14 protein-coding genes are annotated in these 15648 nt (G+C 43.0%); all 14 read left to right on the forward strand.

What is annotated here, in order from left to right; all coding sequences use genetic code 11:
• Positions 1–73: 73 nt before the first annotated feature.
• The 14 genes from B5X77_RS13370 to B5X77_RS13435 all read left to right on the forward strand — a co-directional run bounded on the left by B5X77_RS13370 (position 74) and on the right by B5X77_RS13435 (position 15614).
• On the forward strand, positions 74–1303 hold the full coding sequence (locus B5X77_RS13370) for a M16 family metallopeptidase (RefSeq protein ID WP_079508478.1): 1230 nt from the start codon (positions 74–76) through the stop codon (positions 1301–1303).
• Between the two features lie 110 nt (positions 1304–1413).
• Positions 1414–1659 (forward strand): YlmC/YmxH family sporulation protein, encoded by a 246-nt coding sequence (locus B5X77_RS13375; RefSeq protein ID WP_079508479.1) that lies wholly within the window; start codon positions 1414–1416, stop codon positions 1657–1659.
• 178 nt (positions 1660–1837) lie between these two features.
• A complete protein-coding gene (gene dpaA, locus B5X77_RS13380) occupies positions 1838–2740 on the forward strand; it encodes a dipicolinic acid synthetase subunit A (protein WP_079508480.1) in 903 nt (300 codons plus the stop codon).
• The gene (dpaB, locus tag B5X77_RS13385) at positions 2737–3333 is read left to right on the forward strand and encodes a dipicolinate synthase subunit B (protein WP_079508481.1); all 597 of its coding nucleotides are present in this window, start codon (positions 2737–2739) and stop codon (positions 3331–3333) included. Before dpaA ends, dpaB begins: the two co-directional genes overlap by 4 nt.
• Positions 3334–3736: 403 nt before the next feature.
• A complete protein-coding gene (gene asd / locus B5X77_RS13390) occupies positions 3737–4786 on the forward strand; it encodes an aspartate-semialdehyde dehydrogenase (RefSeq protein ID WP_079508482.1) in 1050 nt (349 codons plus the stop codon).
• A 42-nt stretch (positions 4787–4828) separates the two neighbouring features.
• Complete coding sequence (gene dapG / locus B5X77_RS13395; RefSeq protein ID WP_079508483.1) at positions 4829–6073, forward strand: aspartate kinase; 1245 nt, start codon at positions 4829–4831, stop codon at positions 6071–6073.
• A gap of 59 nt (positions 6074–6132) precedes the next feature.
• Positions 6133–6999, forward strand: a complete 867-nt coding sequence (gene dapA, locus B5X77_RS13400; RefSeq protein ID WP_079508484.1) for a 4-hydroxy-tetrahydrodipicolinate synthase — start codon at positions 6133–6135, stop codon at positions 6997–6999.
• A gap of 316 nt (positions 7000–7315) precedes the next feature.
• Positions 7316–8986 carry a ribonuclease J gene (locus B5X77_RS13405; RefSeq protein ID WP_079508485.1) on the forward strand — a complete coding sequence of 557 codons (1671 nt, stop codon included), beginning with the start codon at positions 7316–7318 and terminating at the stop codon, positions 8984–8986.
• Between the two features lie 151 nt (positions 8987–9137).
• Complete coding sequence (locus B5X77_RS13410) at positions 9138–9899, forward strand: ClpP family protease (RefSeq protein WP_079508486.1); 762 nt, start codon at positions 9138–9140, stop codon at positions 9897–9899.
• Positions 9896–10108 carry a YlzJ-like family protein gene (locus tag B5X77_RS13415; RefSeq protein WP_079508487.1) on the forward strand — a complete coding sequence of 71 codons (213 nt, stop codon included), beginning with the start codon at positions 9896–9898 and terminating at the stop codon, positions 10106–10108. The genes B5X77_RS13410 and B5X77_RS13415 overlap by 4 nt, the downstream gene beginning before the upstream one ends.
• 189 nt (positions 10109–10297) lie before the next feature.
• On the forward strand, positions 10298–12631 hold the full coding sequence (locus tag B5X77_RS13420) for an FtsK/SpoIIIE family DNA translocase (protein ID WP_079508488.1): 2334 nt from the start codon (positions 10298–10300) through the stop codon (positions 12629–12631).
• Positions 12632–12813: 182 nt separating this feature from the next.
• Positions 12814–13296: an IS200/IS605 family transposase gene (gene tnpA / locus B5X77_RS13425; protein WP_079508489.1), complete on the forward strand. Its 483-nt coding sequence runs from the start codon at positions 12814–12816 to the stop codon at positions 13294–13296.
• A 394-nt stretch (positions 13297–13690) separates the two neighbouring features.
• Entirely contained in the window at positions 13691–14416 is a 726-nt protein-coding gene (locus B5X77_RS13430; protein WP_079508490.1) for a GntR family transcriptional regulator, read from the forward strand.
• Positions 14417–14504: 88 nt separating this feature from the next.
• Positions 14505–15614 carry a BMP family lipoprotein gene (locus B5X77_RS13435; protein WP_079508491.1) on the forward strand — a complete coding sequence of 370 codons (1110 nt, stop codon included), beginning with the start codon at positions 14505–14507 and terminating at the stop codon, positions 15612–15614.
• Positions 15615–15648: the final 34 nt, after the last annotated feature.

The raw sequence follows: 15648 nt of genomic DNA on the forward strand, positions 1-15648 counted from the left end.
GAAAAAGTAAGTTAAATGGACTATACTTAGTAAATGCAGCAGTTTTAGCAGCAGGTTCCAGAGGAGGAATATAATGATAAAGAAATATACATGCCAAAACGGTGTAAGAATTGTACTAGAACAAATCCCCACTGTCCGTTCTGTGGCAATCGGTGTATGGATCGGTACAGGATCTCGGAATGAAAATCCTGAGAACAATGGAATTTCCCATTTCCTTGAGCATATGTTCTTTAAAGGTACTAAAACCAGATCTGCAAGAGAAATAGCTGAATCATTCGACAGCATCGGCGGGCAGGTGAATGCATTCACTTCTAAAGAGTACACATGCTATTACGCAAAGGTATTGGATAATCATGCACAATATGCCCTTGAAGTATTAGCTGATATGTTCTTTAATTCTACATTTGATTCTGAAGAGTTAAATAAAGAAAAGAATGTCGTCAATGAAGAAATCAAAATGTATGAAGATACGCCGGATGATATCGTTCATGACCTGCTAAGCCAGGCAGTCTATGGCGATCATCCACTGGCATATCCAATCCTGGGAACAGAGGAAACTCTCCAAAGCTTTACCGGGGAAAAATTAGAGCAGTATATGCACGATATGTATAGGCCGGAAAATGTCGTTATATCGATTGCCGGGAATGTTCCTGAATCGTTCATCAAAAATGCAGAACAATTCTTTGGCTCATATGAAGCGAGCAAAGAGGAGATTGAGCACATCAAACCCGAGTTCCATGCTACAAAAGTTTCCCGCAAAAAAGAAACGGAGCAAGCTCATCTTTGCCTTGGATTCGAAGGGTTGCAGATAGGTCATTCTGATGTCTACAGCCTGATCGTCCTGAATAATATTCTGGGAGGCAGCATGAGCAGCAGGTTATTCCAGGATGTCCGTGAACAGCGAGGACTGGCATATTCTGTATTTTCCTATCATTCAGCCTATCGCGATAGCGGGATGGTGACAATTTATGGAGGAACCGGTGCAAACCAGCTGAACGTCCTGTATGAAACAATCCAGGAGACACTTTCAAAGCTTCGCGCAGATGGCATTACCGAGAAAGAGCTTAATAACAGCAAAGAACAGCTTAAAGGCAGCCTGATGCTAAGCCTTGAAAGCACAAATAGCCGTATGAGCAGGAATGGAAAGAATGAACTGCTGCTCGGAAGACATCGTTCACTTGATGAAATCGTCGAGCAGATTGATCAGGTAACAAAGGGCAGCGTTGATGGAATGGCGAATGATATTTTTACAAGCCAGTATTCAGTATCATTGATCAGCCCGAATGGCGAATTGCCAGTATAATAAATAAACATGAGACAGCAGTTTCTAAAAGGAGCTGCTGTTTTTATATTCTAAAACAGAATCAGGAACGATACATATAGAATAAGGACAAAGTGACGGGGAGGTCCATAATGAAACTAAGTGAACTTGGCGGAAAAGAAATAGTCGATGTGAAAAGAGCTGAAAGATTAGGGGTACTGGGCCAGACAGACCTTGAAATTAATGAAAGAACTGGCCAGATTGAGGCACTGATCATTCCATCGGTAAAATGGTTTGGGCTCCGCAAGCAATCTGGAGAAGTGAGAGTGCCATGGAAGCATATTAAAAAAATAGGTTCTGATATGATTATCATTGATATTCCAGATGATGAAGAATAAAAACGGGCTGCAGAGCCTGTTTTTTTTTGCCATTTGATTAATTTACTTTCCTATTATGCAGCCGCTTTTCTTTTATAGAGAACTCACCTATTCCGCCTTTTATACATATGATGTTGAAGTAGTTCATGTTGAATAGAATTTTAATCCAGGATTAATGGAAAAGAAGGTGATTGTTCTCATGCTGACAGAAATGCAAATCGCGATTATTGGCGGTGATGCAAGACAGCTGGAGATTATTCGCAAGCTGACAGAGCTTGATGCAAAACTTTCTTTAATAGGCTTCGAGCAGTTGGACCATGCTTTTACAGGTGCCTCAAAAGAAAAGATAGATGAAGTTGATTTTTCTGTTCAGGATGCTTTGATCCTGCCTGTTCCAGGAACCAGTCTGGATGGTCAGGTCGAAACCATTTTCTCAAATGAAAAAGTAGTTCTCATACAAGAAATGCTTGAACGGACTCCAGAACATTGCACAGTTTATTCAGGCATTAGCAACGCATACTTGACCGGAATTGCCAAGCGGGCAAACAGGAAACTTGTACAGCTCTTCTCCAGGGATGATGTAGCCATCTATAACTCTATTCCGACGGTGGAAGGAACGATCATGATGGCGATTCAGCATACGGACTTCACGATTCATGGCTCTAATGTCTCTGTCCTTGGTCTTGGGAGAGTCGGTATGAGTGTTGCAAGAACATTCCACGCACTTGGAGCAAAGGTTAAGGTAGGTGCCAGGAAAAGTGAACACATTGCTAGAATTACGGAAATGGGATTAGAACCTTTCCTTTTATCAGATATAGGCAAAGCGGTTTCCGATAGTGATATTTGCATTAATACAATCCCCCATCAAATTGTTACTGCTTCCGTGATTTCAAGGATGCCTGCCCATACTTTGATCATTGACCTTGCATCAAAACCCGGTGGAACGGATTTTCGCTATGCGGAAAAACGTGGAATCAAAGCTTTGCTTGCCCCAGGTTTACCAGGAATCGTAGCGCCTAAGACAGCCGGGCAAATTTTAGCGAATGTTCTTTCTCAGCTGCTTATGGAAGACTTTTTGAACCGAAAGGAGAAAGAAGAATGAGTGTAAAAGGGAAAAAGATCGGTTTTGGATTAACAGGTTCACATTGTACGTATGATGCTGTTTTTCCGGAAATTGAAAAGCTGGTGAATGCAGGAGCTGAAGTTTTGCCAGTTGTCACTTTCACTGTTCAAAGTACAGAAACACGTTTTGGAAAAGGTGAAGATTGGGTACAGCGAATTGAAGAGCTCACAGGAAATAAAGTGATTGACTCTATTGTGAAGGCGGAGCCGCTTGGCCCGAAAATACCGCTTGATTGCATGGTCATAGCACCGCTGACAGGGAACTCCATGAGCAAGTTTGCGAATGCCATGACAGACTCACCTGTGTTGATGGCGGCAAAAGCAACGTTAAGGAATCAAAAGCCAGTGGTACTTGGCATCTCCACTAACGACGCTTTGGGACTTAATGGTGTAAATCTGATGAGGCTGATGGCAACCAAGAATATTTTCATGATTCCGTTTGGCCAGGATGACCCGGTGAAAAAACCAAATTCAATGGTTGCCAGAATGGAGATGCTGTCTGATACCATAGTGGAGGCAATGAACGGCAGGCAGCTTCAGCCCGTCCTGGTCGAGCGTTATAAGGATAACTAAAATTTCTGCTGGCCCCAATTTAAAGGAAGGACCAGCAAGAATCGACTAAAATGCTGCTTTTAATTAACTGGAAACGCTTTTCTCTGGCAGTGAAGCAAAATGTTACTTTTCATACTGATTAATTATGATAAAATATAGGATAATATACAAGGCGGTTTTTTATAAGAAAGAAAGACATTTTCACATAGAATAATGTCCTGCTCCAGCGCCTAGCAGTTTTTATCCTCGACTGTGCATCTTCGAGCCGCTTTCGAGAGCGTTAGCTTTGAGCAGCTCGGGCCGCTTGTCGGGGCTGACCAAGGCGCTTGTGTTTTTTCTTGTGAATAGCCGTTATACTTATAGTACAAACAACCGGTAAATCCCGGATATGAAAACGATATTGGTAGTGGAAGGGGAAACAGTGATGTCAGAGAGAAAAGGTTACCGAGTAGCAGTAGTGGGAGCAACAGGAGCAGTTGGACAGCAAATGATCCAGACGCTTGAAAACAGGGATTTTCCTGTTTCAGAACTATTATTGCTGTCTTCGTCAAGATCTGCTGGTACAAAGGTTCATTATAAAGGAATCGAATTAACGGTTGAGGAAGCGAAACCGGAAAGCTTTGAAGGAATAGATATCGCCCTTTTCAGCGCTGGTGGCAGTGTCTCGAAACAATTGGCACCCGAGGCCGTTAAACGCGGAGCAATCGTGGTTGATAACACAAGCGCGTTCAGGATGGACGAAAATATTCCGCTTGTAGTACCTGAGGTGAATGAGGAAGACCTGCGCAATCATAATGGAATCATCGCCAACCCGAACTGTTCCACGATCCAGATGGTAGTGGCACTGGAACCACTGCGCAAGAAGTATGGTCTTGAAAAAATCATCGTTTCAACATACCAGGCAGTTTCAGGAGCAGGTGCAGCAGCGGTTGAGGAACTCGAAGATCAAACTCGTGCAATCCTCGATGGCAAAGAATATGAACCTAAGATTCTTCCCGTGAAATCTGGGGAAAAACATTACCAGATTGCCTTCAATGCTATTCCCCAAATTGACACATTTGTTGATAATGGGTTTACGTATGAAGAAATGAAAATGATTAATGAAACGAAGAAAATCATGCATATGCCTGAACTTCAGGTTGCAGCTACATGTGTGCGCCTGCCTGTTGGCACTGGCCACTCCGAATCTGTATATATTGAAATTGGCGAAGGCGGAGTAACAGCGTCAGAAGTGAAAGAGTTGCTGGCAGAGGCCCCAGGAGTGGTCCTCCAGGATGATCCAGACCAGCAGTTGTATCCGATGCCTGCTTTCTGTGTGGGTAAAAATGATGTCTTTGTAGGACGCATCAGAAAGGACCTTGATAATGACAAAGGCTTCCATATGTGGGTCGTATCAGATAACCTGCTGAAAGGTGCGGCATGGAACTCTGTGCAGATTGCTGAAAGCCTTGTGAAGCTGGGTCTTGTAAAATAAAAAGCGTAGTAGATTTAATGACAGAATTTCTGAGGTGTTACGATGAAAATAATCGTCCAAAAATTTGGAGGAACGTCTGTTCGTGATGAGCAAGGCCGAAACCAGGCAATGAGCCATATAAAAAAGGCGGTTGCAGATGGATATAAAGCAGTAGTGGTTGTTTCTGCAATGGGCCGGAAGGGTGATCCGTACGCCACTGACACCCTTCTAAGCCTGATTGGCGGGAATGACAGCAGAATCAGCAAGCGAGAGCATGATCTTTTGCTGTCCTGTGGTGAAACCATTTCCAGTGTCGTTTTTACAAACATGCTGCTTGATAATGGCATCAATGCGACAGCCCTTACTGGTGCACAGGCAGGATTCAGGACAAATAGTGAGCATACGAATGCGAGAATACTTGATATGAAGTGTGATCGTTTGCTGCGTGAGCTTGACCAGGTCGATGTAGTTGTCGTAGCCGGTTTCCAGGGAGCAGCAAAAAATGGGGATATAACTACCATCGGAAGAGGCGGAAGTGATACTTCTGCAGCAGCGTTAGGCGCAGCCCTGAACGCAGAATGGATTGATATTTTCACCGATGTCGAAGGTATCATGACAGCTGATCCAAGGATTGCTGATAATGCACGCCCTCTTTCTGTAGTGACCTATACAGAGGTTTGTAATATGGCTTATCAGGGAGCGAAGGTCATTCATCCTCGGGCTGTTGAGATTGCCATGCAGGCCAAAGTGCCAATCAGAATCAGATCCACCTATTCGGAAGGCCTTGGAACTTTGGTTACAACCCTGAACCGTGAAAATAAGGGAACAGACATCAAGGAGCGCCCTGTTACAGGGATTGCCCATGTTTCGAATGTCAGCCAGATCAAGGTTTTTGCCAAGAAGGATCAATACAATCTGCAATCAGAAGTTTTCAAGGCAATGGCCAATGAAAATATCAGTGTTGATTTTATCAACATTTCTCCTAATGGAGTTGTGTATACAGTGCTGGATGAAATGACGGACCGGGCGGTAAAAGTCCTGGAAGGTTTAGGCCATGCTCCGCAAATAGAGAGGGAATGCGCAAAGGTTTCTGTTGTAGGTGCAGGAATGGCAGGAGTTCCAGGTGTAACCTCGAAGATTGTCACAGCGTTATCCGAAAAAGGCATCCGGATCCTCCAATCTGCTGACAGCCATACAACCATTTGGGTACTTGTGAAACAAAAGGATCTGGGAAAGGCAGTAAATGCACTCCATGATGCATTCCAACTAGAAGAAGAAACAATAGAATACGAGCGGCATGACATATAAAAAGAACCTTGCTTCCCAGTCTTTACTGGCAGAAGCTTTTAGAATAGGAGTGAACGGGAATGGTTCAATTCGGTAGAGTATCTACAGCAATGGTGACCCCATTTGATCATAAAGGTCACATTGATTTTGCAAAAACAACCCAGCTAGTAAACCATTTGATTAATAACGGAACAGATTCGCTCGTCGTTGCCGGAACGACTGGTGAATCTCCTACTCTTTCCAAGGAAGAAAAAATCGCTTTATTCCAGCATGTTGTGAAAGTAGTCGACAAAAGAGTGCCTGTTATTGCTGGAACTGGAAGCAATAACACTTATGCCACAGTCGAATTGACGAAGAAAGCGGAAGAAATTGGTGTAGATGCGATCATGATCGTGGCACCTTATTATAATAAGCCAAATCAGGAAGGTCTGTACCAGCATTTTAAAGCAGCAGCTGAAGCTACTTCATTGCCAGTGATGGTATATAACATCCCGGGCAGATCTGTCGTCAATATTCTGCCAGAAACAGTTATCAAGCTGGCTGAAATCCCTAATATTGTGGCTGTTAAGGAAGCGAGCGGAGACCTGAACGCAATGACCAAAATCATTGCCAACACACCAGATGATTTCCTTCTTTACAGCGGTGACGATGGCTTGACTCTTCCGGTACTGGCTATAGGCGGAACAGGAATCGTCTCGGTCGCATCTCATGTAATCGGAAATGAAATGCAAGCAATGGTTGAAGCATACTTCAGTGGAAGAAATGAGGATGCAGCAAAACTGCACCAGCGTCTTCTTCCGATTATGCAAGGGCTATTTGCAGCACCAAGCCCTTCACCAGTGAAAACTGCGTTGCAGCTAAAAGGTCTTGATGTCGGCTCCGTACGCTTGCCAATGGTGCCATTGACAGAACAAGAAAGAACAGCTGTAGCAAAATTATTCGAATAGAAACAAAGCCAACCGGAAGCGGTTGGCTTTATTTTATATAAAAACAGAGCCTCAGCATTCTAAAAATTGAACTCAGGCGAGAAACGGTAAAAGCAAAGCCTCTGCATTGCCCGAAATATCACCTCAGGAGCAAAAACGGTAAAAGCAGCGCCATTCCATTGCCCAGCTTTGCCCGACATCCAAACTCTAAAGCTCAAAAGGTAAAAACATAGTCGGGATGACCAGTTAGAATAAAGTTGTAAAGAAATTCAGTCATCAAGTATAATGATTTTAACTGATTGCGTTCGGGATATACCAGCATAGGAGGAGCAAGGAATTGATTACGAAGAAAAACGAAAGTATAAAAATCATCGCACTGGGTGGCGTAGGGGAAATCGGCAAAAACATGTATGTCACCGAAGTGGACGGTGATATTTTTGTAGTGGATGCCGGATTGATGTTTCCGGAAGATGGGATGCTGGGGATCGATATTGTCATTCCTGACATTACCTATTTAACCGCTAATAGTGAGAGAGTAAAAGCAATATTCCTGACACATGGGCATGAAGACCATATTGGGGCCTTAAGTTATGTTCTGCGTAAAATCAATGTTCCAGTGTATGGTACGAAACTTACACTTGCTCTTGCCAAGGAAAAAATGAAAGAACAGGAATTTGCCGGCAAGTTGGAGTTCCGTGAAATTACCCCAGAAACAGAACTGGATTTCGGCGTGGTATCTGTTTCATTCTTCAAGACAAACCATAGTATTCCTGATTCTGTTGGCATCAGCATCCATACATCTGAAGGGGCAATTGTACATACCGGGGACTTTAAATTTGATCAGGCTGCAACATCACTTTATAAACCGGAAATTGGAAAGATGGCTTCCATTGGTGAAAAAGGAGTACTGTGTTTGCTGTCGGACAGTACAGAAGCTGAAAAACCTGGTTATACTCCTTCTGAGACAACAGTTGTTAATGAACTATCAAATGTCTTTTATAATTCGCAAGGCCGCATTATTGCTGCATGCTTTGCATCTGACCTTAACAGGATCCAACATCTTTTTGACAGTGCTGGGGCTCATGGCCGCAAGGTGGCAGTGGTTGGGAAAAGCCTTAAAAGGGTATATGATATCGCCTTGAATCTTGGCTATCTTCAGGTTGAAAGTGACTTGCTGATACAGATAGATGAACTGAAAAAATACCGTGATAATGAAATCGTTATTCTGACGACCGGCAGCCAGGGAGAGCCTATAGATGCCTTGCAGAAAATGGCTAAACAAACCCACCCGCAGGTGAATATCCGGGAAGGTGACACCGTTCTGTTTGCTGCTTCTCCATTAAGGGGAAGTGAAGTATTCATATACAAAACAATGGATATGCTCTTCAGGGCAGGTGCCAATGTAGTATCTATTAAAAAAAGCGTCCAGGTTTCAAGCCATGGAAGCCAGGAAGAATTAAAATTCATGATCAACCTGATGAATCCAAAATTCTTCATACCTGTACACGGTGAATATAAGATGCTTAAAGCTCATAAAAAAGTAGCCCAGTCATGCGGTATACCGGAAGAAAATATTTATATACCCGATCGGGGCGATGTGATTGAAATCTCTGGCGGGAAATTAAAGGCTACAGAAAAGGTGCAGGCAGGCAACACCTTGATCGATGGTATCGGTATAGGTGATGTCGGGAATATTGTACTCCGTGATCGAAGGCTTCTTTCCCAGGATGGCGTTTTAATCGTTGTGGTTACACTGTATAAAGCCGACAGGAAGATTGCTGCAGGCCCGGAAATAATCTCCCGTGGCTTTGTCTATGTACGCGAATCCGAAAAATTAATGGCGGATTCATCAGTGCTCGTAAGGGAAACTGTTGAAAAAAATCTTACCAAAGAGCCTTTTGACTGGAATGGCTTGAAGCAGGATATCCGAGATACATTGAATCAGTATTTATTTGAAAAAACAAAACGCCGTCCAATGATTATGCCCATTATAATGGAAGTTAAATGATTGATGAAAAAGTACTGGCACATTGCAAGTACTTTTTTTGTCTACAGAGCTTGTGCGCTTTCAGTCTCTCGAATGTATGAGAATTGCTTTGGGAATGAAATTGTAGATGATGTTCATACTAAAATTATCATGTCTGAAGGGAGCTTAAAAGATGGATATGGATAGTAATTTGAATAGTTCAGATAATCAAGAAGGACAGCAGGGGCCGCAGGGCGAACAGGAAAATAAATCATCGGGCCTTCTTGAAAAAATACAGCAGCTTGGGCAGACAAATGTACCGCAGCTGTCTCAGGATTCGAAAATCCACTGTCTGACAATCGTTGGCCAAATCGAAGGACATATGCAGTTGCCTCCTCACAATAAGACGACGAAGTATGAGCATTTGATTCCACAGATTGTTGCCATTGAGCAAAACCCGAATATTGAAGGTCTTCTCGTCATCTTGAACACTGTTGGAGGAGATGTAGAAGCAGGACTGGCCATTTCAGAGATGCTCGCTTCCCTTTCGAAGCCAACTGTTTCAATCGTATTAGGTGGGGGACATTCAATAGGAGTCCCAATAGCCGTTTCTTGTGATTACTCATTTATCGCAGGGACAGCGACGATGACCATTCATCCAATCAGATTGACCGGTCTGGTAATAGGGGTTCCAGCAACCTTTGAATATTTGGATAAAATGCAAGAGAGAGTTGTTAATTTTGTAACGAAGCATTCGAACATTCCTGAGGAAAAATTCAAAGAGCTTATGTTTGCAAAAGGGAACCTTACCAGGGATATTGGAACCAACGTCGTTGGCCATGATGCAGTGGAAACAGGATTAATCCACGAAGTTGGGGGCATTGGACAGGCGATGAAAAAGCTTAATGAACTGATTGAAATGAACAAACAAAAGACAGAAGTGATTGTACAATGATCCTTTATACAATGATGCCATATGAACAGGTATTCCCTCATAGTGAGGAAGGAGCTGTGAGCCAGGTTATGATTTCCTACAATGGTATCCCGATTATGGCAGAGTGGACAGAAAATCATGAATACCGGGTTGTCAGGGTTATGAGTACAGACCCGAATCATTATATGGAACCCTCATGCCTCCCTGGGTCGACCATCACACTTACTTAATAAATATCCTTTTATTTAATTAAACCGGTCTTAATAAAACGTAGTGCCGTTTTGACTGGCAAATATGATATAATATGGATACACTCAGCATTGGGCAGCCAAATTGGCTGCTTTTCTTCTTATGAGAAGTTTGAAGGTTGATCTTGTTGATTATGCTGTTAGTGAAGCTATAAAGATTCAGGTGATATAATGGCCAAAAAGAAAAGACGGCAATCGAGAAAGAAGAATGCCGTAAAAACAACTGTTCAATTTGAACTTGCCGGGTTAGCGTTACTCGCATTGGCCATCATTGCGATGGCGGATTTGGGAGCTGTCGGAAGGTCAATCGTGATGTTTTTCCGCTTTTTCTTCGGCGAGTGGTATATGCTCAGTCTCGTTGGACTGGCCGTATTTAGTATTTATATTATGTGGAAACGGCATCTGCCTTTTATTTTCCATACGAAATTGATTGGTACATATTTAATTGTGGGTGCAGTCTTATTACTAAGCCATGTGACATTATTTGAACTCTTATCCAATGGCGGGAAGTTTGATGACCCAAGCGTCATCAAAAATACTTTTGATTTATATGTCATGGAGGCAAAGGGTGAGACAAGCACTACAGACCTGGGCGGCGGCATGATTGGCGCTGTGATGTTCGCGTTATTTTACTATTTGTTTGATGCTGCCGGTTCGCAATTGATTGCATTTCTTTTAATTGTCATTGGCGGGATTCTCGTTACAGGCAAAACATTTACCGAAGTGGCTGGAAAACTGCTTATACCAATTGGCAGATTTATAAGGGAACAATGGAATTCATTCATTGATGACCTGCAGCAATGGAAAGTAAATAAACAGCAAAAAACATCCGCCGCTAAAAAGGCAAAACAGCCTAAACGGGACGGTAAACTGACTTCCTTTGAGGAAGAGCCTTTGGAACAGACTATTGATATAACAGAGGCACCAGCTCCGGAACCACTTATCTCAAGCTTTGCAGAGCGAGCGTATTCAGCTCCTGCTGAACCACAATCACAGCAGCCTGAAAAGAAAGCTAAAGCTGAATCGGAGACTGAAGATGCGGGTGAGGACCTGCAGCAGCCGATTACTTTTACAGAGGTAGAGAATACATCATATGAGCTGCCGCCAATCGAATTATTAAAGCTTCCGAATAAAACCGACCAGAGCGGCGAATATGAAATGATCCATGCCAATGCTGCCAAGCTTGAACGGACATTTCACAGTTTCGGTGTTAAGGCAAGGGTTACTCAGGTCCATCTGGGGCCAGCGGTTACTAAATATGAAGTCCATCCAGATGTAGGGGTGAAGGTCAGCAGAATTGTGAGCCTGAATGATGATTTAGCTCTTGCTCTGGCTGCCAAGGATATCAGAATCGAGGCACCGATACCAGGAAAGTCAGCAATTGGGATTGAAGTTCCAAATTCAGAAGTGGCTATGGTTTCTTTGCGGGAGGTTATTGAATCAAAGCAGCATAACAAACCTGGTTCAAAGCTGCAAATCGGACTTGGGCGGGATATAACAGGTGAAGCAGTCCTGGCAGAGTTGAATAAAATGCCCCATCTCCTTGTTGCCGGTGCAACAGGCAGCGGTAAGAGTGTTTGTATAAACGGAATCATTACGAGCATCCTTATGAGGGCCAAGCCTCATGAAGTAAAGCTTATGATGATCGATCCAAAAATGGTGGAACTGAATGTGTATAATGGTGTTCCCCACTTGCTGGCACCAGTCGTGACGGATGCGAAAAAAGCATCACAGGCACTCAAAAAGGTGGTCAGCGAGATGGAAAGGCGTTATGAACTCTTCTCACACACAGGGACAAGGAATATTGAAGGCTATAATGAATATATCAAGAGGCATAATAATGAGGAAGAAGCCAAACAACCTCTCCTGCCCTTCATAGTTGTCATCGTGGATGAGCTTGCAGATTTGATGATGGTCGCATCTTCGGATGTCGAGGATTCCATCACACGGCTTGCGCAGATGGCCCGTGCTGCGGGAATCCATTTAATCATTGCTACCCAAAGGCCTTCCGTTGATGTCATTACCGGAGTGATAAAAGCAAACATACCTTCAAGAATTGCATTTGCTGTATCTTCTATGACAGACTCCAGGACCATACTTGATATGGGCGGAGCCGAGAAGCTGCTCGGGAGAGGGGACATGCTGTTCCTTCCCGTAGGGGCATCAAAGCCTGTCAGGGTGCAGGGTGCGTTTTTGTCGGATGAAGAGGTAGAAGAAATCGTTAACTATGTAATCGGTCAGCAGAAGGCCCAATACCAGGAGGAAATGATCCCTGAAGATATTCCTGAGAATACCTCAGAAGTAGAGGATGACCTCTATAATGATGCTGTAGACCTTGTGGTTGAGATGCAGACAGCATCTGTTTCAATGCTTCAAAGAAGGTTCAGAATTGGATATTCACGGGCGGCAAGACTGATAGATGAGATGGAACTTCGCGGAGTAGTCGGACCATATGAAGGCAGTAAACCACGGACCGTTCTGCTAGCTAAGTCAGAGGAAGCATAAAACCATTTTTACTAAGACAAAAGCCGGATGCTAACATCCGGCTTTTTTTGTTGTGAAAATGAAAACCCCGGGCTATGCCCGGGGTTCCAAAAAGCTTTCAGCGTGGTATTAAAAAAACTTCCCCACGGTGCTAAAATATTTTTTGGTTCGCCAACCAAAAATATCAGCACGGAGGAAGTCCCATGTCTAAAGACAATAACAGTTTAGCACACACTACCTGGAATTGTAAGTATCACATTGTATTCGCCCCAAAGTATAGGAGACAAATCATTTATGGGAAAATCAAAAAAGATATTGGAGAAATACTGCGCACATTATGTGAAAGAAAAGGTGTAGAAATAATTGAAGCAACTGCATGTAAGGACCACGTACATATGTTAGTGAGTATACCGCCAAAAATAAGTGTGTCCTCTTTTGTCGGGTACTTAAAAGGTAAAAGCAGTTTAATGATATTTGATCGGCATGTTAACTTGAAATACCGGTATGGAAATCGGAAATTCTGGTGTACAGGGTATTACGTCGATACAGTTGGAAGAAACAAAAAGGTGATAGAAGAATATATTCGAAATCAAATACAAGATGATATAATCGCAGAGCAGTTAACGATGATGGAATACATTGACCCATTTACGGGAGAAGAAGTGAAGAAAAAGAAACGAAGTTAGAAGAGGTGAAGGCCTTTGAGGTCTGGCCAGTAGAAGTAGTACAATTGGCGAACCTTTCAGTAGCCCTTTAGGGTTTGGTCAGTAACAAAGGCTTTCAGCCGCAGAGAAAACCACCCGTTCTCACGGGTGGTTTTTATTTGGTTATAGGAAAATCGAACCCTTTGAATTTGATAGTGTCATACTATTAAAAACGCTTTCAAACTACAATTATAACAAAAATGTAGGTTTTTTGTCCCGGAAAAAATGACAATTTTGGTCTTTCTAGCTTTTTTCGACAAAATGTTGAAACACTATTTATTTATCTGCGAAAAAGTGTTATAGTATTTTCGATTAGTAGGAATGCTATACATCAGAGGTCTGATGTCTCTGAGCAAAAGGGTTGGAGGAACGCCTCATGTCGATCAAATCAGATAACCGGCACCTGTATTTACAAGTAATCGATCACCTGAAGCAGGACATTCAAAAGGGTGTTTATAAAGAAAGAGAAAAACTTCCCTCGGAATTTGATCTTGCAAAACAGCTTGGCGTAAGCAGAGCTACCCTAAGAGAGGCCTTGCGGATTCTTGAAGAAGAAAACGTCATCATTCGCAGGCATGGAGTAGGTACTTTTGTTAATGCGAAGCCGCTGTTCTCGTCTGGTATCGAGCAGCTTAACAGTGTAACGGCAATGATTGAGCAGGCTGGGATGAAGCCAGGAACAATCTTTTTGAACTCAACGGCAACCGGGCCAACAGAAGAGGATATTCGTCGTTTTTCATGTTCCATTGATGATGAAATTACTTTGATTGAACGAGTAAGGACCGCAAATGGGGAACCAGTTGTCTATTGTCTGGACAAAATCCCAGGAAAAATCCTTTCTGGCGACTTTTCACATGATGATGAATCATTGCTTCATCTGCTGGAAGTCATGTCAAACAGGAAAGTTACATATGCGGTCGCGCAAATCGAGCCAATAGGCTATCATGAGAAGATTTCACCAATTTTGGAATGTGATCCTGAAACAGCATTGCTTGTTTTAAAGCAGATGCATTTCGATGAAAACGATGTGCCGATTCTTTATTCGGTGAATTACTTTAAAGCTGATAAGTTCAGTTTCCATGTCTTGAGAAAAAGAGTTTAATTTTTTCTTAGTTATGAAAACGCTATCTGAAAGGCTTTTCTGAACATTCCTGCGAAATCCAACAAACATTCTCTGGGGGGTACAAACCTTGAAAAAGCGCAAATTTGGTTTGGCTATGTCACTTGTCCTTGCTGCTGGAACAATTCTTGGTGCTTGTGGCGCAAAAGAAGATACAAAAGAAGGTACAAAGGGCTTTGGTGAAAAAACAGAAGAGGCATTCACTGTAGCAATGGTTACTGATGTAGGCGGAGTTGATGATAAGTCATTCAACCAGTCTGCATGGGAAGGCCTTCAAGCATATGGTGCGGATAAAGGTTTGGAAAAGGGAGGCAAAGGCTTTGACTACCTTCAGTCACAATCTGATGCTGACTATGCTACAAACCTGAATACACTTGCTCGTCAAGACTTCGACTTGATTTTCGGTATCGGTTTCTTGATGCAGGCAGCTGTTGATGAAATCGCGCAACAGCAAAAAGATTCACATTTCGCTATCGTTGACGCTGTCGTTGAACAGCCAAACACTGCTAGCATCCTGTTCAAAGAACAAGAAGCTGCATTCCTTGCTGGTGTAACAGCTGCAATGGCTACTGAAACAGACAAAATCGGTTTCCTTGGCGGAATGAAGATTCCGGTAATCGAGCGTTTTGAATCTGGTTTCCGTGCTGGTGTACACTCTGTTAACCCTGACATCAAAGTTGATGTTCAGTATGCAGAAGCATTCGACAAAGCAGAAGCTGGTAAAGCTATCGCTTCTAAAATGTACTCTTCTGGTGTAGATGTAATTTTCCACGCTGCTGGCGGAACTGGAAATGGTCTATTCACTGAAGCAAAAGACCTTAAGAAGAAAAACCCTGAGAAGAAAATTTGGGCAATCGGTGTTGACTCAGACCAGACTGCTGAAGGTGTAGTAGAAATCGACGGCAAAGAACACAACGTAATCATCACATCAGCTTTGAAGCGTGTTGACAACGCTGTAAAGGACCTTTCACTTAAAGCTTCTGAAGGAAACTTCCCTGGTGGAGAAGTTACTACTTACGGTCTTGCTGAAGACGGCGTAGGTCTTGCAGAAATCAACGCTGAAGTTGCTAACAAGGCTGAAATTGAAGCGAAAGTAAAAGAATTCCAGGAAAAGCTTAAGAGCGGCGAAATTGTTGCTCCCGGCACATTCAAAGAACTAGAAGCATTCATGGCGAAATAAGATCTTTAACAACTTTATGCATCCGGAATAAGCG

The sequence above is a fragment of the Mesobacillus jeotgali genome (assembly GCF_900166585.1).
Lineage (GTDB): Bacteria > Bacillota > Bacilli > Bacillales > Cytobacillaceae > Mesobacillus > Mesobacillus jeotgali_A.

Excerpts from the sequence above, each read along its gene's own strand:
- dapA (WP_079508484.1), top strand. The coding sequence starts at position 6,133 with ATGGTTCAATTCGGTAGAGTATCTACAGCAATGGTGACCCCATTTGAT.
- dapG (WP_079508483.1), top strand. The coding sequence starts at position 4,829 with ATGAAAATAATCGTCCAAAAATTTGGAGGAACGTCTGTTCGTGATGAG.
- dpaA (WP_079508480.1), top strand. The coding sequence starts at position 1,838 with ATGCTGACAGAAATGCAAATCGCGATTATTGGCGGTGATGCAAGACAG.
- dpaB (WP_079508481.1), top strand. The coding sequence starts at position 2,737 with ATGAGTGTAAAAGGGAAAAAGATCGGTTTTGGATTAACAGGTTCACAT.
- asd (WP_079508482.1), top strand. The coding sequence starts at position 3,737 with ATGTCAGAGAGAAAAGGTTACCGAGTAGCAGTAGTGGGAGCAACAGGA.
- B5X77_RS13375 (WP_079508479.1), top strand. The coding sequence starts at position 1,414 with ATGAAACTAAGTGAACTTGGCGGAAAAGAAATAGTCGATGTGAAAAGA.
- B5X77_RS13370 (WP_079508478.1), top strand. The coding sequence starts at position 74 with ATGATAAAGAAATATACATGCCAAAACGGTGTAAGAATTGTACTAGAA.
- B5X77_RS13430 (WP_079508490.1), top strand. The coding sequence starts at position 13,691 with ATGTCGATCAAATCAGATAACCGGCACCTGTATTTACAAGTAATCGAT.
- B5X77_RS13415 (WP_079508487.1), top strand. The coding sequence starts at position 9,896 with ATGATCCTTTATACAATGATGCCATATGAACAGGTATTCCCTCATAGT.
- B5X77_RS13420 (WP_079508488.1), top strand. The coding sequence starts at position 10,298 with ATGGCCAAAAAGAAAAGACGGCAATCGAGAAAGAAGAATGCCGTAAAA.
- B5X77_RS13410 (WP_079508486.1), top strand. The coding sequence starts at position 9,138 with ATGGATATGGATAGTAATTTGAATAGTTCAGATAATCAAGAAGGACAG.
- tnpA (WP_079508489.1), top strand. The coding sequence starts at position 12,814 with ATGTCTAAAGACAATAACAGTTTAGCACACACTACCTGGAATTGTAAG.